Origin of the sequence: Allobosea sp. CRIB-10 (assembly GCF_900112185.1) — a bacterium.
In the GTDB taxonomy this organism is placed as follows: Bacteria; Pseudomonadota; Alphaproteobacteria; order Rhizobiales; family Beijerinckiaceae; genus Allobosea.
Genome location: NZ_FOKP01000010.1, coordinates 46,949 through 63,744, shown reverse-complemented (window position 1 = coordinate 63,744; position 16,796 = coordinate 46,949). Strand labels below are relative to the sequence as shown.

Here is a 16,796-nt window from a genome sequence, read left to right as displayed (position 1 = left end):
CGTGCTGCTGAAGTACATCCTCAAGCGCATCCTGGTGATGATCCCGACGCTGTTCGTCACCAGCGTCCTGATATTCACCGTTATCAACCTGCCCGAAGGCGACTATTTCGAGACCCTGGTCGCCGAGATGCAGGCGCAGGGCGAGAAGGCCGACATGAGCCGGGTCGAATTCCTGAAGAAGGAGTACGGCTTCGACAAACCGCCGGTCGAGCGCTATTTCTGGTGGGTCACCGGCCTGCTGCGCGGCGACATGGGCTATTCCTTCGAGTATCAGCTGCCGGTGCGCGACATCGTCGGCGACCGGCTATTGCTGACCATGGTGGTGTCGTTCTTCACCATCATCTTCACCTGGATCGTCGCCTTTCCGATCGGCATCTATTCGGCGACGCACCAGTATAGCTGGGGCGATTACGGCCTCTCCTTCATCGGCCTGATCGGCCTCGCCGTGCCGCATTTCCTGCTGGCGCTGGTCTTCCTCTATTTCGCCAATGTCTGGTTCGGCACCTCGATCGGCGGGCTCGTCGACCCGCAATATCTCAACCAGCCGATGAGCTGGGCCAAGTTCAAATCGGTGCTGGAGCACCTCTGGATCCCCGTGATCATCATCGGCGCCGGCGGCACCGCCGGCATGATCCGCTCATTGCGCGCCAATCTGCTCGACGAGCTCCAGAAGCAGTACTACGTCACCGCCCGTGCCAAGGGCCTGCCGCCGGGCAAGGCGCTGCGCAAATATCCCCTGCGCATGTCGCTCAACTTCTTCATCTCCGACATCGGCGACATCCTGCCCTCGATCGTCTCCGGTGCCGAGATCGTCGCGATCGTGCTCTCGCTGCAGACCACCGGTCCGCTGCTGATCCGGGCGCTGCAGAGCCAGGACATGTATCTCGCCGGCTCCTTCCTGATGTTCCTCTCCTTCCTGACCGTGATCGGCGTGCTGATCTCCGACATCGCGCTCGCCATCCTCGATCCACGCATCCGCCTGCAGGGGACGGCGACCAAGTGACGACGCCTTCCGCCCCGCCTCCCTCCGAGCCGCTGCCGCATCGCTGGTCGACCGCGCCCTTCGAACCCTATGCGGTCGAGAAGATGTCGCCCGAGCAGGAGCGCGTCTATCTCGCCCCGCAGTGGAAGCTGATGTGGTGGAAGTTCCGCAAGCACAAGCTCGCGGTGATCTCCGGCATCGTCATCCTGCTGATGTACGCCTCGGCCGCCTTCTGCGAGTTCCTGGCGCCCTATCACTACACGACGCGTAACACCGATTTCATCCGCGCCCCGCGCCAGGAGGTGCATCTCTTCCATGAGGGAAGCTTCATCGGGCCGTTCGTCTACCCTTATGTCCAGCGCCTCAACATGGAGAACCTGAAGCGCGAATACGACGTCGACACCAGCAAGCCGCAGCAGATCCGCTTCTTCTGCCGCGCCGACAATTACGAGTTCTGGGGCCTGATCCCCGGCAATCTCCATTTGATCTGCCCGCCCGAGGGCGGCACGCTCTATCTGCTCGGCACCGACCGGCTCGGGCGCGACATGCTCTCGCGCATCCTCTATGGCGGGCGGATCTCGCTGACCATCGGCCTGCTCGGCGTGAGCGTCTCCTTCGTGCTCGGCGTCATCATCGGCGGCATCGCCGGCTACTATGGCGGCCGGGTCGACCTCGTCGTCCAGCGTGTCATCGAGATCGTGCAGTCCTTGCCGCATATCCCGCTCTGGCTGGCGCTGAGCTCGATCCTGCCACCGTCCTGGAGCCCGTTGCTGGTCTATTTCGGCATCACCGTGATCCTCGGCTTGATGGACTGGACCGGACTCGCCCGCGCAGTGCGCTCCAAGCTGCTGGCGCTGCGCGAGGAGGACTACGTCGTCGCCGCCCAGTTGATGGGGGCCAAGCCGGCCCGAATCATCGGCCTCCACCTTGTGCCCGGCTTCATGAGCCATCTCATTGCCGCCGCGACGATCACCATCCCAAAAACCATTCTGGGCGAGACCGCGCTCTCCTTCCTCGGCCTCGGCCTGCGTCCGCCGATCACCAGCTGGGGCGTGATGCTGAACGAGGCGCAGAACATCAATGTCGTCGCGCTCTATCCCTGGCTGCTCTATCCCTGCATCCCGGTGATCGTCATCATCCTCGCCTTCAACTTCCTCGGCGACGGGCTGCGCGACGCGGCCGATCCCTATCGCTGACGCTGACCCGTTCACCCCAAGACCATCGTGAAAATCGCTTTCCATACGCCGCTGAATCGCTACGGCGACGGCGTGCCCTCCGGCGACCGATTGATGGCGCACCAGTTGGTGACGCTGCTGGAAGAGCTCGGCCACGCCGTCGAGATCATCCCGGCCGAGCGCAGCTTCATGCGCGAGCCCGACCCGGCGCTCCTGGCTGCCCTCAAGGATGCGGCGCGGGGCGTGATCGCCGCGCTGACGGAGCGCTGGCAGACGCCGCAGGCCCGGCCCGACCTGTTCTTCACCTATCACTGTCACTATCGCGCTCCGGACCTGATCGGCCCTGCCTTGGTCGAGCACTTCGACCTGCCCTATCTCCTTGCCGAGGCCAGCGATGCACAGAAGCGCTTCACTGGCCCCTGGAGTGAGGCGGCGGCTCTCGCCCGCGCCGCCATCCTGCGCGCCGATCTGCACCTGTGCATGACGGCTCGCGACCGCGAGGGCTTGAGCCGGCTCATCCCGGAGGCGGACCGCCTGATCGACCTGCCGCCCTTCCTGCTCGGTGTCGAGGAGATCTCCGAGCACTCCGCCGCGCCTCGCGACGGGAACGAGCCGGTTCAGCTGATCGCTGTCGCGATGATGCGCCAGGGCAACAAAGCCGCCTGCTACCTCTTCCTGGCCCGGACGCTCGCCCGCATCGCCGACCTGCCCTGGACGCTGACCCTGATCGGCGACGGTCCCGAGCGCCCGGCCATCGAGGCCGCCTTTGCCGGCTTCCCGCCCGGCCGCGTCCGTTTCCTGGGTAAGCAGACCCGTGCCGACATCCTCGCCCAGCTCGCGACGCACGACCTCTTCGTCTGGCCCGGGCTGAACGAAGCCTATGGCGTGGTCTATCTCGAAGCGCAGGCCGCGGGTCTCCCCGTCGCCGCGCTCGACAGCGGCGGCGTCCCCGCCGTGGTGGCGCAGGACCGCAGCGCCCTGCTCGCTCCCCATGGCGACGAAGCCGGCCTGGCGGCAACGATCGCGCGATTGATCGGCGATCCGGCCTTGCGCGCTCGCATGGGGGCGGCAGCACAGGGCTTCGCGCGGCGAGAGCGCAATGGCGACAGCGCCCGAGCGATCCTCGCCGCTGCGCTGGCTGCCGCCAGCGCGCGGCATAGCAGCACGACCGTGAGGGGCGCGCCGTGACTGAAGAGGCTGCCTGGTCTGCCCTGCTCACCGAGCTCGATCGCTGGGCCGTAGCCGGCAGGCGGCTCGATCTCTGGCTGCGCGACGACGACGCGATCGTGCCGAGCGGCCAGCTCGATCGACTCGTAGGCCTCGCCGAGCGCTTCACGATCCCCGTGCTGCTGGCGTCGATCCCGATGCTGGCGCAGGAGGTGCTGGCGAGACGGCTCGAAACCGCACCACTGTTACTGCCTTGCCAGCACGGCGTCTGGCATCGCAACCACGCCCCGCCTGGCGAGAAGAAGAGCGAGTTCGGACTGCACCGGCCGCTGCCGGACATCCTTGCCGAGGTCGCCACCGGCCGAGAGCGCCTGAGCAAGCTGTTCGGCAGCCGCCTCCTGCCGGTCTTCGTGCCGCCCTGGAACCGCATTCATCCGGATATCGCCGCGGAACTACCGAGGCTCGGCTTCACCGGTCTGTCCTGCTTCCGCAAGTTCGCCCTCGGTCCTGCCGGCGGCCCCCGCCTCGTCAACACCGATCTTGACCTGATCGACTGGCATCACGGCCGCGTCGGCCGGCAGCACAGCGAGCTCCTGGCCGAAATGGTCCGGTTGCTTGCCGCCCGGCGCGCCGATCCCGAGCCGGTACAGTCCTTCGGTCTGCTGCTGCACCATCACGATCATGACAGCACGGCGTGGGATGCCCTCACGATCCTGCTGACCCGGTTAGCCGGTCATGCAGCCGTCGCATTCGCCAACCCTCATACCTTGGTGTGCAATCAGGCAACCAAGGTGCACGCGGCGACGGGCTTGGATTGACGCGCCGCCGGCGCTATGGTTTTGGCCAGTTCGGGTGCGTTCTTGCGTCCCCCGGAGGCCATCTGACCTTCAAGCAGAGGACGCGACGGACGCATGGGGCTCAGTCTGATCGACGATAGCGGCGCGCGCCGCCCGCCATGCAGTCCGCATGCACCGCGTGTCCTGATCTACAGTCACGACACCTTCGGTCTCGGCCATATCCGCCGCTGCCGGGCGATCGCCAATTCGCTGGTCGCGAGCTACCCTCATATATCAGTGATCATCGTCTCCGGCTCGTCGATGATCTCGAGCTTCCAGTTCGGCGACGGCGTCGACTATGTCCGCATTCCCGGCATCGAGAAGCAGAGCGACGGCCGCTATTTGCCGCACCATCTCAATCTCGAGCTCGCCGACACGATCCGGCTGCGCACCGATCTGATCAAGCAGACGGTGCTCTCCTTCGACCCGGACATCGTCATCGTCGACAAGGAGCCGATCGGCCTGCGCGGCGAGCTCATCCCCGCGCTCGAAATCCTGCGCCGGCGCGGCGCCCGCATCGTGCTCGGCGTGCGCGACGTGCTCGACGAGCCGACCAAGCTGCACGAGGAATGGCGCCAGAGCGGCGCCCTCGACGTGCTTGCCAACACCTATGACGACATCTGGGTCTATGGGCTGGAGAGCATCTACCGGCCGCTCGACGGTTTGCCGAACCAGCATCTCTTTGCGAGCAAGATCAGCTATACCGGCTATCTCAAGCGGGCCGTCCCCTCGCCGATGCCGCCGAACCGGCATCCGCGTATCACCAAGGGGCCGTTCATCCTGGTGACGCCCGGTGGCGGCGGCGATGGCGCGGGCGTGATCGACTGGGTGATCTCGGCCTATGAGGCCGATCCGACCATCGAATTGCCGTCGCTGATCGTCTTTGGCCCGTTCCTGTCGCGCGAGAAGCGCAAGGAGTTCACCGACCGCATCGCCAAGCTGCCCAAGCTGGAGAGCATCGGCTTCGAGCCGCGCCTGGAATTGCTGATGAACCGCGCCCACTGTGTCGTCGCCATGGGCGGCTACAATACCTTCTGCGAGATCCTCTCCTTCGACAAGCCGGCGCTGATCGTGCCGCGCGTTCGCCCGCGGCTGGAGCAGGCGATCCGGGCCGAGCGCGCCGACAGCCTGCGCCTGATCGACGTGCTGTTCGACCCGACCCAGACCGGCGCCAGCACGCGCGATCCGCTGCAGATGGCCAAGGCGCTGCACGCGCTGCCCAAGCGCCTGCCGCCCTCGCAGGCCTTCCTGCCCGATCTGCTCGACGGGCTGCCGGCGATCAACCGCGCCCTTGCCGACGACCTCTCGCTGCCGGTTCGCGGCCGCGCGCTGGCGCAGAACGCCGCCGCCGGCTGATCAGAAAAGGCGACTCCGCCGCATCATTGCGCGCGAGACGCGATGGACAGGGCCGGCGAAGCTCGTAATATATCAGGAGCTTTGCCGGGAGACATCGCCATGACGCAGGTCCTGTTCCGCAATTTCGCGATGCTGGAGCCCGATCATGGCGAGCTGCGCAAGGGCCACGAACTGCTGGTCGAAGGCGAGCTGATCCGCGAGGTCTCCGACAAGCCGATCAAGGCAGACAAGGCCGATGTGATCGATTGCGGCGGGCGCACCTTGATGCCTGGGCTGATCGACAGCCATGTCCACGTCATGCTGTCGGAAGTCTCGATTCCGCTGCTGGAAAAGGTGCCGCTGACGCTGGCCACCGCCCGCGCCGCCCGCCTGATGAAGGGCATGATCGACCGCGGCTTCACCTCGGTGCGCGACACCGGCGGCGCCGACTGGGGCATCAAGGAAGCGGTCGAGAAGGGCGATGTCCCCGGCCCGCGCCTGTTCATTGCCGGCGCTGCGATCGGCCCGACCGGCGGCCATAGCGACCCGCGCCGGCGCACCGATTTCGGCGCACGCTGCCATTGCTGCAACGCCATGGCCTATACGATGAACGTCTCCGATGGCGTCTCCTCCGTGATCAAGTCGACGCGCGAGCAGATGCGGCTCGGCGCCGACCACATCAAGATCATGATGTCAGGCGGCGTCGCCTCGCCTTACGATCCGCTCGACTCCATGCAGTTCACGGTAGAGGAGGTGACGGCGGCCGTCACCGAGGCAAAAGCCTTCGGCCGCTATGTCTGCGCCCATGCCTATACGCCCGAGGCCATCACCCGCGCCGCGCAATGCGGCGTGCGCGCAATCGAGCACGGCAACCTGATCGACGAGGCCTCGGCCAAACTGATGGCTGAGAACAACATGTTCCTGACCGCCAACCTCGTCGCCTATTATGCGATGCGCGAGCGCGCCGCCGAGTTCGGCATGAACGCCGAGATGCTCGCCAAGAACGACCTCGTCATCGATGGCGGCCTGAAATCTCTCGAGATCTGCAAGCGCGCCGGCGTTCCGGTCGCCTATGGCTCGGACCTGCTCGGCCAGCTCCAGATCGACCAGTCGCGCGAGTTCCTGCTGCGCCGCGAAGTGCTGTCGCCGATCGAGATCATCCGCTCGGCCACGACGATCGGCGCGCAATTGCTGCGCATGGAAGGCAAGCTCGGCACGCTGCGTGCAGGGGCCCATGCGGATATCATCCTGGTCGACGGCGATCCGCTGAAGAGCCTGGAGCTGTTCCAGGACCAGGGCGCGAAGCTGCCGGTGATCATGAAGGGTGGCGCGTTCCACAAGAATACGCTGCATTGAGAGCGAACATTTCGAGAGCGAGGACATGGCGATGAAGAGGGCCGCAATTTGAGCGCCGCACGCTTGAGCCTGGGACGTCTCGCGCTGAATGGCGCCGCCACGCTCTCGCTCGGCTTCATCCTGATGCCGCTGTTCTTCGTCGTCTGGCTCGCCTTCTTCCGCCAGGAGATCCCCTCCTTCCCACCGGAAGGCTATTCGCTGAAATGGTTCCAGGCGGCGGCGAACAACAAGCCCTTCGTTGACGGCTTCGTCCTCAGCCTGCAGGTCGGCGTGCTCGCGACCCTGATCGGGCTCGTGCTCGGCGTACCCGCCAGCCTAGCCCTGATGCGCCATCGCATCGCGCTCGGCCCCGCCATCAACACGCTGCTGCTGCTGCCGCTGGTGATGCCCGGCATCGTGCTCGGCACCTCGCTCTATGTTTTCCAGATCGAGACCGAGATCGCCACCGGCCTGCCCGTGCTGGGCTCGCTCGGCGGCCTCGTCGCCGCCCATAGCCTCGTCGTCATCCCCTGGGTGGTGAAGCTGGTCACCGCGAGCCTCGCCGGCTTCGACCGCACCATCGAGGAAGCCGCGCAGAATCTCGGCGCCGGCCCCTGGACGACCTTTCGCCGCGTCACCTTGCCGAGCATCAGGCCGGGCCTTGTCGCCGGCTCGCTGTTCGGTTTCGTCACCTCCTTCGGCAATCTCGAGATGAGCCTGTTCCTGGTCGGACCCGGCCGTACGACGCTGCCGATCGCGATCCTGCAATATCTCGAATGGAAGATCGATCCGACGGTCGCCGCCGCCTCGGTCATCCAGATCGTCCTGATCGGAGCGGCGATGATCGTCACCGACCGTTACGTCAAATTGAGCCGGGTGGTCTGATGGCGCGCCTATCCATCGAGCATCTGCGCAAGGTCTATGGCGAGTTCACCGCCGTCGACGATTGCAGCATCGACATCACCGAGGGCGAGTTCCTCGTCTTGCTCGGTCCCTCCGGCTGCGGCAAGACCACGACCTTGCGCATGGTCGCCGGATTTATCCAGCCGACCGCGGGCAGGATCACCATCGGCGAGCGTGACGTCACGGGCCTGCCGCCCTGGAAACGCAATTGCGGGCTGGTCTTCCAGTCCTATGCCCTCTTCCCCCACATGACCGTCGCCGAGAACGTCGCCTTCGGCCTGGAGATGCGCAAGATCGCACCGGCCGACCGTGGCCCCCGTGTCACCGAGGCCTTGCGGCTCGTGCGCCTGACCGGTCTGGACGAGCGCTATCCGCGCCAGCTTTCCGGCGGCCAGCAGCAGCGCGTCGCGCTCGCCCGGGCGCTGGCCACGGAACCGGACGTGCTGCTGCTCGACGAGCCGCTCTCCAATCTCGACGCCAAGCTCCGCCAGGAGGTCCGCGTCGAGATCCGCGACCTGCAGCGCAAGCTCGGCCTGACCACGATCATGGTCACGCACGACCAGGAGGAGGCCCTGACCATGGCCGACCGGCTGGTGGTGATGGAGAAGGGCAAGGTCCGCCAGATCGGCACCCAGCGCGAGCTCTACGAAAAGCCGGCCGACCGATTTGTCGCCGGCTTCATCGGCCGCAGCGCCTTCCTCGAAGGCGAAGCGACAGGCGGGCGCTTCCGCAGCGAAGGTGGCCTCGACATCGCCTGCAAGGCGGCGACTGCCGGCCCGGCGACATTGGCGCTCCGGCCCGAGCGCCTCGCCATCGGCACTGAGGCCGAGGCTTGCGCCAACCGTTTCCCGGCCCGGGTCGAGCACGTCTCCTATCTCGGCGCGCTGCTCGATATAGATGTCCGGCTGACCGAGCAGGACCGGATCCTGCTGCAGGTGCCCAATCGCCAGGGCGCGGCCGAGCCGAGGCCGGGCGACATGATCACGATAGGCTGGGCCGAAGACGCCGGGCTCGTCTATCCGCGCGAGCCTTGAAACCGCTCGATCGGCGTCCAACAGGGGAACGGACATGAAAAAGATCGACAGACGCGACCTTATGAAGGCTGCCGGCGCGGCCGCCCTGCTCCCGGCCCTTGGCGGCCGCGCGCAGGCGCAATCCGGCGGCAGGGTCGTGGTCGGGACCTGGGGCGGCGACTATGCCCGCCTGCTGACCAAGAACATCGAGGATCCGCTGCTAAAGCCCAAGGGCCTCGAAGTTGTGCAGGACCAGGCCGGCGACGCACCACGCCGGGCCAAGATGGTCGCCGAACGCCGCCTGCCGCGCGGCACCGTCGACATCCAGGGCTTCTCGGCCGCAAACATGTTCGAGATGAACGAGGCGGGGGTCACCGAGCCGCTCGACTACTCGAAGATTCCGAACGCCAAGAACCTCTTGCCGACGATGAAGTATCCGTACGGCATCGGGCACATCTATTCCGGCAACGTCGTCATCTACAATCCCAAGCTGATCAGCCCGGCCCCGACGGGCTTCAAGGACTGGCTCGATCCGAAATGGGGCAACAAGATCGGCTTCATCGACATCCAGTACCAGGCGATCATGATCGCCGCCTCGATGGCCGCGACCAACGGCGCCAGCATGAACGACATCGAGAAGGCCAAAGAGATCCTGCTCGCGGTCAAGAAGGCCGGCGCGCGCGTCTATCCGACCAACGAGGCCTTCGCCCAGGCGATGAAGAACGAGGAGGTCGGCATCAGCGCGATCTGGAAGGCGCGCGTGGTGCAATGGCAGAACGCCGGCATTCCCTGCGAGGCGGTGTCGCCGGTCGAGGGCATTCCGGCCTATGTCTCCGGCTTCGTCATCGCCAAGAACGCGCCGAACAAGGAGAACGCCTACGCCTATATGAACGCCATGCTCGCCAAGGAGCCGCAGGAGGCCTTTGCGGTCGACATGGGCTATAACGGCACGGTCTCCGGCCTCTCCGTCGCGCCCGATCTGCAAAAGCGCATCGGCTTCACGCCCGAGGAAGAGAAGCGCATCAAGGATCTCGATTACGCCTTCCTCGCGAAGAACGACTCCGCGATGAAGGAATGGTGGGACAAGGTGTTCAAGGGGTGAGCGCAGCGCCCGAACCAGTCGCCGGTGCCCGCACCAGCCTTGCCGGGATGCTCGTCGTCCCGGCGACGCTTTTTGTCGCGATCGGGCTGATCGGCCCGATCGCGATCCTGTTCCGCTATTCACTCAACCAGTTCATCCCCGGCCAGTTCATGGTCGACGGGCTGACGATCGAGAACTACGTCAAGTTCTTCACCGACTCCTTCTACCTCAACGTGCTCTGGCGCACGATCCGCGTCGCCGTGGCCTGCACCGTCGTCTGCCTGATCATGGGCTTCCCGCTCGCCTATGTGCTGGCGCGCACGCAGAGCCGCTTCAAGAACCTCCTGATCATGCTGGTGGTGCTGCCGCTCTTCGTCGGCAACGCCGTGCGCGCCGCCGGCTGGATGACCGCCTTCGGCAGCAAAGGCGCGCTCAACGCCTCGCTGATGGGCTTGGGGCTGATCGACCAGCCGCTCGAGATCATGTTCACCGAAACCGCCGTGATCATCGGCATCATCGCAGTCAACCTGCCCTTCATGGTGCTGACGCTGCAGAGCGTGATCGAGGGCATCAACCGCAATGTCGAAGAAGCCGCCTTCAGCCTCGGCGCGGGGCCGGTAGCCATGTTCCGCCGCGTGCTCTGGCCGCTCGCCATGCCCGGCATCCTCGCCGGCACGATCCTGACCTTCATCCTGGCGATGAACGCCTATGCAACGCCGGTCCTGCTCGGCGGTCCGAAATTCCAGACCATGGGCCCGCTGGTCTACGGCCAGTTCGCCCAGCAGAACAACTGGCCCTTCGGCGGCGCCATCTCCTTCATCCTGATGACGGCGACGCTGCTGCTCACCATAGCCGCCAACCTGATCGTGCAGCGGCGCTATCGCTAGACCATCCTCATTGCGAGCGAAAGCGAAGCAATCCAGGGGCCGCAGCGCTCCACATCCTCCTGGATTTCTTCGTCGCTGCGCTCCTCGCAATGACGAGCCTCTCCACGGCTGTGGCGCTTCGCCGCCACGGCCAAGCTGGTCAACCGGCCCCGCGAGGATTAAAGCACGGCGATGACCGTCTCCTCAGCCCTCGTTCCGATCGCCGTCGGCGCCGTCGCCGTCGTGCTGCTGCTTGGCCTCGTCAACATGCTGCGCGGCGGCAGCGCCAACACCTCGCAGAAGCTGATGCGGCTGCGCGTGGTGCTGCAATTCGTCGCGATTCTGGTGATCCTCGGCGTGCTCTGGTGGCGCGCTGGCTGATCGTTACGCGGTGGGCAAGGGCGATATCGTCACATTGCGGCCACCACTCTCTGCGCCTTTCTAATCTTTAAACCTCCGCCGAAAGCCAGCTCACCCGCCATGGTTCGCGTCGCGTCGCTGTTCGTTGCATTCACGGTCCTGTCTGCGCCTGCCTTGGCGCAGACCGACCGCGGTGGGACACGCGCGCTCGGCTATGCTCCCGCGACGGAAGCCCCCGCCCCGGCCTGGGAGGCACGCTTCGGCCTCGGCGCCGCCAATCCCGGCGGGCGCGAGAGCGGCCTGCTCAATGTCGGCGGCGAACTCCTGACGCCGCGCATCGCCACGCTGAACGACCGCTTCGCCAACGCCTTCGTGCCGCGTTTCCATCTCGGCTCCAGCCTCAACGTCAACGGCACGCAATACGCCTATGCCGGGGCGACCTGGACCTTCGATGTCTCGCAATCGGTCTTCCTCGAGGCGAGCCTGGGCGCCGCCCTCAACAACGGCAAGACCGGCGCCGTCATCCCCGAGAACCGCCTGAACGTCGGCTGCAACACCGGTGCGCGCGGCGCCGCCGCCCTCGGCTTCCGCCTCAACGACCGCTGGAGCCTGATCGCAACGCTGGAGCACTTCAGCACGACCGGCTGCTCGGACAATCCGCTCGCCAATGCCGGCAATCCGCGCGGCCCCTCGAATTTCGGCGCCCGCCTCGGCTATACGTTCTAAAAAGCAATTCCAGCAGATGGAATTGCTTTAGTGTGTAGCGGTTCTGCGTCCGGAATTGCGTAGGAGAAAAGAGCGGCCGGTCGCTTCGAGCCGGCCCATCGGAGGCGGCACAATGAAGCTGCACGGCTATTTCCGCAGTTCGGCCGCCTGGCGCGTGCGCATCGCGCTCAATCTCAAGGGCCTCGACGTCGAGCACGTCTCGCATCATCTGCGCCATGGCGGCCAGCGCGATCCCGCCTATCTCGCGCTCAACCCGCAAGGATTGGTGCCGACGCTGGCGCTCGACGACGGCACGGTGCTGACCCAGTCGCTCGCGATCATCGAATGGCTCGACGAGACCCATCCTCAGCCGGCGCTGCTGCCGAAAGACCCGATCGCGCGGGCCAAGGTCCGAGCCTTCGCCCAGGCGATCGCCTGCGATACTCATCCGGTGCAGAATCTCAAGGTGCTGAACCGGCTGCGCGAGCTCGGCCATGACGGGGCGGTGGCGTTGGCCTGGGCTGCTGACGTCAATATTGATGGCCTATCGGCCTGCGAACAGCTCGCAGCGAAGAATTCCGGCCCGTTCTGTTTCGGCTCGGAGCCCGGCCTCGCCGACATCTGCCTGGTGCCGCAACTCGGCAACGCCCGGCGCTTCAAGGTCGATGTCACCAAGTTCCCGCGCCTGCTGCAGGCCGAGGCTGCGGCGATGGAGCTCGCCGCCTTCCGCGATGCCGTGCCCGACCGCCAGGCCGACGCCGAATAGAGCTCACCAGCGCCGGTAGGGCCACGGCCCCCAATACGGTCCGTAGAAGCCGGAGGTCTCCAGCCTTGCCCGCCGCGAGGCCGAGCGGTCGAGATCGACCTCCAGCAGGCAGTTGGCGAAGCCGTCCGTGCCTGCCCGGAAGCCATAGGAGCGGCAACGCTGCTCGTCGAAGGCGCGCTGCTCGGCAGCGGTCATGCAGCCGCCGAGCGCAGCTGCCAGCCCCAAGGCGATGAGCCATCTTGCACGCATCGTCGATCCTCCAGGCCGTGCAGACATATCCAGCATCATGCCATGAAAGCAGCGTTTTGACGTCACCTTTCGAAGCCGACCGATGAACAGCTAGCGTTTCGGAGGCTTTTGCTACGCTTCAGAGCGAAGCGGCCAGCCGCCCGACTTCCGCGAGCACGGCTTCGCGCTCGGGGAAGGATGAACGCGACTCCGTATAGTAGGCGGTGACGACCAGCGGCGCCCGGCCGGGCGGCCAGATCACGCCGATATCGTTGGTCGCGTTGTTGTTGCCGGTTCCGGTCTTGTCGCCGATGCGCCAGCCCTTCGGCACACCGGCTCGCAGACGCTTGTCGCCGGTCTTGTTGGCGACGAGCCAGGCGGTCACTTGCTGGCGGGATGCCGGCGACAGCGCCGCGCCGAGCACTGTCTGGCGCAGCACACCCGCCATGGCGACCGGCGTCGTCGTATCGCGCGGATCGCCTGTCCTGGCCTCGTTCAGCTCCGGCTCGCGTCGATCTAGGCGCGAAGCCTCGTCGCCGAGCGAGCGCATATATTCGGTCAGCCCCTTCGGGCCGCCGAACGAGTCCAGCAAGAGATTGCCGGCGGTGTTGTCGCTGAGCGTGACCGCCGCATCGCAGATCTCGGCCACGGTCAGGCCCTTGTCGACATGCTTCTCGGTCACCGGCGAATAGGTGATGAGATCGGCCTTGCTGTAGCTGACCCGCCGCTCCAGCTCCTCCTCGCCCCGGTCGACCCGCGCCAGCGCGAAGGCGGCAGCGACGAATTTGAACGTGCTGCACATCGCGAAGCGCTCTTCGCCGCGATGGGCGACGATGCGGCCATTGCCACTGTCGAGGATAGCGACGCCGAGGCGTCCGCCATGCTTGCGATCGAGCGCAAACAGCGCCGCGCGCACCTCCTCCTCGCGGCCTTGGGCAAGGGCCGACACGTTGCCGAACATCGGCGCGGTCATCAGGGAGCCGATCAGCAGCTCACGGCGTCGGATCATCGGTTTTCTCCATGCGGAAGCGATCGCGAGCGGCATGCCGCGCAGGATATCGGGGGAACGGTTCTGGTGAAGACGGCGCAACCTGCGACGGCATTGCTGCCGGGCCTGTCGGCGGACACCCTTCTCGCCGCTGGCTTGCCCAATCGCAAACGATGATATTTCTTCAGAGCCATTAGATTTCCTAAGGCTCGTTCCATGCTCCGCCCGCACCTGCCCCTGAACGCGCTGCGCGCCTTCGAGGCTTCGGCCCGCCATCTCAGCTTCACCAAGGCGGCCATCGAGCTCTGCGTCACCCAGGCCGCGATCAGCCATCAGGTGAAGGGGCTGGAGGAACGGCTCGGTGTCGAGCTCTTCCGTCGCCTACCACGCGGGCTGGCATTGACGGACGAGGGCCGTAGCCTGCTGCCGACGCTACGCGACAGCTTCGACCGCATCGCCGGATTGCTCGAACGCTTCGAGACTGGGAGGCCGGTCGAGGTTCTGAATGTCGGCGCCGTCGGCACGTTCGCGCTCGGCTGGCTGTTGCCGCGCCTCGCCGGCTTCCGCCAGGCCCAACCACAGATCGATCTCAGGCTGACCACCAACAACAACCGCGTCGACCTCGCCGCCGAAGGGCTCGACTATGCCCTGCGCTTCGGCGGTGGCGCCTGGCATGGCACCGCGGCGCTGCGCCTGTTCGAGGCGCCGATGACACCGGTCTGTGCCCCCAGCACGGCGAGCGCTCTGCAGCAGCCGAGCGATCTCTCGAATCAGATCCTTCTTCGTTCCTATCGTGCCGACGAATGGAAGCTGTGGAGCGAAGCAGCCGGGATCGAGCCCTTGCAGGCGCGCGGACCGGTCTTCGATACCTCGATCGCCCTCGCCGAGGTCGCGGCCGCCGGCGAAGGCGTCGCGCTTGTGCCGGCGCTGCTGTTCTCGCGCTATTTCGAGGATGGCAGGCTGGTACGCCCGTTCCCGGTCGAGGTATCGCTCGGCAGCTACTGGCTGACCTGGCTGCAATCGCGCTCGCTGACGCCGGCCATGCAGGCCTTTCGCGACTGGCTCGTGGACGAAAGCCGCAAGCAGATCGCCTCGCCCGTGAACTGAGCACCGAAGCAAAACGGCCGCCCGAAGGGCGGCCGTTTGTCCTTGCGATCCAAGGAGGAAAATGGTGGGCGCGACAGGGATCGAACCTGTGACCCCTACGATGTCAACGTAGTGCTCTCCCGCTGAGCTACGCGCCCGTTCCGCCCGAGGGCGTCCGGAACGACACCGGCCCGAGGGCGGCATCGCTGCGAGGTGGAGGGGCTATAGCGGAGGCTTGCGCGCCTTGCAAGGCGCTTCGTCGGCTTTCCGTGCAGAAGGCGACGACCAAGCCGTCAGGCCGCCAGCAGCTTCTCGACCTCGTTGACCAGTTCGCGCAGATGGAAGGGCTTCGACAGCACCTTTGCGTCCTTCGGCGTCTGCGAATCCGGATTGAGCGCCACCGCCGCGAACCCGGTGATGAACATCACCTTGATGTCGGGATCGAGCTCGGTGGCGCGGCGCGCCAGCTCGATCCCATCCATTTCCGGCATGACGATGTCGGTCAGGAGCAATTCGAACGGCTCCTCGCGCAGCCGGTTATAGGCCGACAGCCCGTTGTCGAACGAGGCGACGTCATAGCCCGCATTCTGCAGCGCCTTCACCAGGAAGCGGCGCATGTCGTTGTCGTCTTCGGCCAGGAGAATCTTCGTCATGGCGCCTTGCTTCGTCCGTGATGTTGCGCCGAGCCCACGCCACCCGCCCGCCTGGCCGGAAGCCGATTCGCTCGCCTCGTCGTCCCTCGTACGGGGTGGCCGTCCCTGCCATCCCGGGCTACGCTGGTCCAGCCCGGCGCGCGCGAACTCAGCGCTCGCACACAGCCGGACGGATCAGCCAGTTCTATTTGGCGACATTACGGTAAACAACCAGTGAAGCCCGGCTAGCCGAATGACGAAAGGTCAGGCCCTTCAACCGGGACCCGCTTTGTGCTTGAGTTCGGCGATATGACGCTGACAACCGGTTTCTCCCTCCCGCGCCCCGACGATGTGATCGCCGAGATCGAACGGCCGTTCACACTCCATCAGCCCGCCTTGCAGGTCGTTCCGGTCGTCGTCGATGTCCCTCATGCCGGGCGGAGCTATCCTCGCGCCTTCGTCGAGGGTTCGCGCCTGCCGCTGCGGGCTTTGCGCCGCTCGGAAGACGCCTATGTCGATCTGTTGTTCTCGCATGCGGTCGCGCTCGGCGCCCCCCTGCTCGTCGCCGAATTCCCGCGCGCTTTTCTCGATGCCAATCGCGAGCCCTACGAACTCGATCCGCGCATGTTCGACGGCCGCCTGCCCGGCTTCGCCAATACCCGCTCGCTGCGCGTCGCCGGCGGGCTCGGCACGATCCCACGCATCGTTGGCGAAGCCTATGAGATCTATCCGGGCCGCATCCCGGTCGAGAGCGCGCTGACCCGGATCGAGGAGCTCTACCGGCCCTACCATGCCGCGCTGCGTCATCTGGTGAATCGCACACAGGCCAGCTTCGGCAGTTGCATTCTGGTCGATGCCCATTCCATGCCATCGACCGGGCTCGATCGCGACGGCATCGCCAAGGCCGACATCATCCTCGGCGACCGTTTCGGCACCAGCGCTGCGAGCTTCGTGGTCGATGCAGCAGAAGCAGCCTTCGCGCGCGCCGGCCTCACCGTGACCCGTAACCGCCCCTATGCCGGCGGCTTCATCACCGAGCATTACGGCGCCCCCGGCTCCGGCGTGCATGCGCTGCAGATCGAGATCAGCCGCGGCCTCTACATGAACGAGGCGACACTGGAGCCGAGCAGCGGCTTTGTCGCTGTTCAACAGGTGATCAGTGCCGCAATGGCCGAATGTTTCGCGCGCTGGAGCGGCTGGAGCGACGACTGGCGCCAGGCAGCGGAGTAAGGACGGCCAGAGGCCGCCAATTGCCCCCGGCTACAAAAGAAAGAGGGCCGCGCACTTTCGTGGCGGCCCAAGTCTAGGGAGGAAACGCCCAAGGAGGGCAACGAAGGT

At 65.9% G+C, this 16,796-nt stretch carries 18 protein-coding genes and 1 tRNA gene; 15 read left to right on the top strand and 4 right to left on the bottom strand.

Features of this window, described 5'->3' with window-relative positions; translation table 11 throughout:
• Positions 1-4 precede the first annotated feature (4 nt).
• From BMZ69_RS14410 to maiA, 13 genes are all read left to right on the top strand, one after another.
• Complete coding sequence (locus tag BMZ69_RS14410) at positions 5-1,003, top strand: ABC transporter permease (protein ID WP_092157878.1); 999 nt, start codon at positions 5-7, stop codon at positions 1,001-1,003.
• Positions 1,000-2,178 (top strand): ABC transporter permease, encoded by a 1,179-nt coding sequence (locus BMZ69_RS14405; RefSeq protein ID WP_092157659.1) that lies wholly within the window; start codon positions 1,000-1,002, stop codon positions 2,176-2,178. The genes BMZ69_RS14410 and BMZ69_RS14405 overlap by 4 nt, the downstream gene beginning before the upstream one ends.
• 27 nt (positions 2,179-2,205) lie before the next feature.
• Positions 2,206-3,345 carry a glycosyltransferase family 4 protein gene (locus BMZ69_RS14400; protein ID WP_092157657.1) on the top strand — a complete coding sequence of 380 codons (1,140 nt, stop codon included), beginning with the start codon at positions 2,206-2,208 and terminating at the stop codon, positions 3,343-3,345.
• Entirely contained in the window at positions 3,342-4,142 is an 801-nt protein-coding gene (locus BMZ69_RS14395) for a polysaccharide deacetylase family protein (RefSeq protein WP_092157655.1), read from the top strand. Before BMZ69_RS14400 ends, BMZ69_RS14395 begins: the two co-directional genes overlap by 4 nt.
• A gap of 93 nt (positions 4,143-4,235) precedes the next feature.
• Positions 4,236-5,516: a glycosyltransferase family protein gene (locus tag BMZ69_RS14390; protein WP_092157653.1), complete on the top strand. Its 1,281-nt coding sequence runs from the start codon at positions 4,236-4,238 to the stop codon at positions 5,514-5,516.
• 99 nt (positions 5,517-5,615) lie between these two features.
• On the top strand, positions 5,616-6,851 hold the full coding sequence (locus BMZ69_RS14385; protein ID WP_092157651.1) for a metal-dependent hydrolase family protein: 1,236 nt from the start codon (positions 5,616-5,618) through the stop codon (positions 6,849-6,851).
• A gap of 63 nt (positions 6,852-6,914) precedes the next feature.
• A complete protein-coding gene (locus BMZ69_RS14380) occupies positions 6,915-7,715 on the top strand; it encodes an ABC transporter permease (RefSeq protein WP_244543372.1) in 801 nt (266 codons plus the stop codon).
• A complete protein-coding gene (locus BMZ69_RS14375) occupies positions 7,715-8,767 on the top strand; it encodes an ABC transporter ATP-binding protein (RefSeq protein ID WP_092157649.1) in 1,053 nt (350 codons plus the stop codon). Before BMZ69_RS14380 ends, BMZ69_RS14375 begins: the two co-directional genes overlap by 1 nt.
• A gap of 34 nt (positions 8,768-8,801) precedes the next feature.
• Positions 8,802-9,848 (top strand): ABC transporter substrate-binding protein, encoded by a 1,047-nt coding sequence (locus BMZ69_RS14370; protein WP_092157647.1) that lies wholly within the window; start codon positions 8,802-8,804, stop codon positions 9,846-9,848.
• Positions 9,845-10,714 carry an ABC transporter permease gene (locus BMZ69_RS14365; protein ID WP_244543371.1) on the top strand — a complete coding sequence of 290 codons (870 nt, stop codon included), beginning with the start codon at positions 9,845-9,847 and terminating at the stop codon, positions 10,712-10,714. Before BMZ69_RS14370 ends, BMZ69_RS14365 begins: the two co-directional genes overlap by 4 nt.
• A gap of 171 nt (positions 10,715-10,885) precedes the next feature.
• Positions 10,886-11,074 carry a twin transmembrane helix small protein gene (locus BMZ69_RS14360; RefSeq protein WP_092157643.1) on the top strand — a complete coding sequence of 63 codons (189 nt, stop codon included), beginning with the start codon at positions 10,886-10,888 and terminating at the stop codon, positions 11,072-11,074.
• A 153-nt stretch (positions 11,075-11,227) separates the two neighbouring features.
• Complete coding sequence (locus BMZ69_RS14355; RefSeq protein ID WP_175506805.1) at positions 11,228-11,779, top strand: acyloxyacyl hydrolase; 552 nt, start codon at positions 11,228-11,230, stop codon at positions 11,777-11,779.
• A 112-nt stretch (positions 11,780-11,891) separates the two neighbouring features.
• On the top strand, positions 11,892-12,524 hold the full coding sequence (gene maiA, locus BMZ69_RS14350) for a maleylacetoacetate isomerase (RefSeq protein ID WP_092157639.1): 633 nt from the start codon (positions 11,892-11,894) through the stop codon (positions 12,522-12,524).
• 3 nt (positions 12,525-12,527) lie between these two features.
• On the opposite strand, the gene BMZ69_RS14345 is transcribed toward maiA, so the two are convergent.
• Positions 12,528-12,773, bottom strand: a complete 246-nt coding sequence (locus tag BMZ69_RS14345; protein WP_175506804.1) for a hypothetical protein — start codon at positions 12,771-12,773, stop codon at positions 12,528-12,530.
• Between the two features lie 118 nt (positions 12,774-12,891).
• The gene (bla, locus tag BMZ69_RS14340) at positions 12,892-13,761 is read right to left on the bottom strand and encodes a class A beta-lactamase (RefSeq protein WP_092157637.1); all 870 of its coding nucleotides are present in this window, start codon (positions 13,759-13,761) and stop codon (positions 12,892-12,894) included.
• Between the two features lie 195 nt (positions 13,762-13,956).
• Between bla and BMZ69_RS14335 the strand changes: the two genes are divergently transcribed.
• Entirely contained in the window at positions 13,957-14,847 is an 891-nt protein-coding gene (locus tag BMZ69_RS14335; protein ID WP_092157635.1) for a LysR family transcriptional regulator, read from the top strand.
• 62 nt (positions 14,848-14,909) lie between these two features.
• Here BMZ69_RS14335 and BMZ69_RS14330 read toward each other — a convergent pair.
• Positions 14,910-14,984, bottom strand: a tRNA-Val gene (locus BMZ69_RS14330).
• Positions 14,985-15,119: 135 nt separating this feature from the next.
• Positions 15,120-15,479, bottom strand: a complete 360-nt coding sequence (locus tag BMZ69_RS14325) for a cell cycle two-component system response regulator CpdR (RefSeq protein ID WP_038363805.1) — start codon at positions 15,477-15,479, stop codon at positions 15,120-15,122.
• A 288-nt stretch (positions 15,480-15,767) separates the two neighbouring features.
• Here BMZ69_RS14325 and BMZ69_RS14320 point away from each other — a divergent pair, with 288 nt between their 5' ends.
• A complete protein-coding gene (locus BMZ69_RS14320) occupies positions 15,768-16,688 on the top strand; it encodes an N-formylglutamate amidohydrolase (RefSeq protein WP_092157874.1) in 921 nt (306 codons plus the stop codon).
• The last annotated feature ends 108 nt before the right edge of the window (positions 16,689-16,796 follow it).

Excerpts from the sequence above, each read along its gene's own strand:
- BMZ69_RS14345 (WP_175506804.1), bottom strand. The coding sequence starts at position 12,773 with ATGCGTGCAAGATGGCTCATCGCCTTGGGGCTGGCAGCTGCGCTCGGC.
- bla (WP_092157637.1), bottom strand. The coding sequence starts at position 13,761 with ATGATCCGACGCCGTGAGCTGCTGATCGGCTCCCTGATGACCGCGCCG.
- BMZ69_RS14320 (WP_092157874.1), top strand. The coding sequence starts at position 15,768 with ATGACGCTGACAACCGGTTTCTCCCTCCCGCGCCCCGACGATGTGATC.
- BMZ69_RS14325 (WP_038363805.1), bottom strand. The coding sequence starts at position 15,479 with ATGACGAAGATTCTCCTGGCCGAAGACGACAACGACATGCGCCGCTTC.
- BMZ69_RS14375 (WP_092157649.1), top strand. The coding sequence starts at position 7,715 with ATGGCGCGCCTATCCATCGAGCATCTGCGCAAGGTCTATGGCGAGTTC.
- BMZ69_RS14390 (WP_092157653.1), top strand. The coding sequence starts at position 4,236 with ATGGGGCTCAGTCTGATCGACGATAGCGGCGCGCGCCGCCCGCCATGC.
- maiA (WP_092157639.1), top strand. The coding sequence starts at position 11,892 with ATGAAGCTGCACGGCTATTTCCGCAGTTCGGCCGCCTGGCGCGTGCGC.
- BMZ69_RS14360 (WP_092157643.1), top strand. The coding sequence starts at position 10,886 with ATGACCGTCTCCTCAGCCCTCGTTCCGATCGCCGTCGGCGCCGTCGCC.
- BMZ69_RS14370 (WP_092157647.1), top strand. The coding sequence starts at position 8,802 with ATGAAAAAGATCGACAGACGCGACCTTATGAAGGCTGCCGGCGCGGCC.
- BMZ69_RS14385 (WP_092157651.1), top strand. The coding sequence starts at position 5,616 with ATGACGCAGGTCCTGTTCCGCAATTTCGCGATGCTGGAGCCCGATCAT.
- BMZ69_RS14335 (WP_092157635.1), top strand. The coding sequence starts at position 13,957 with ATGCTCCGCCCGCACCTGCCCCTGAACGCGCTGCGCGCCTTCGAGGCT.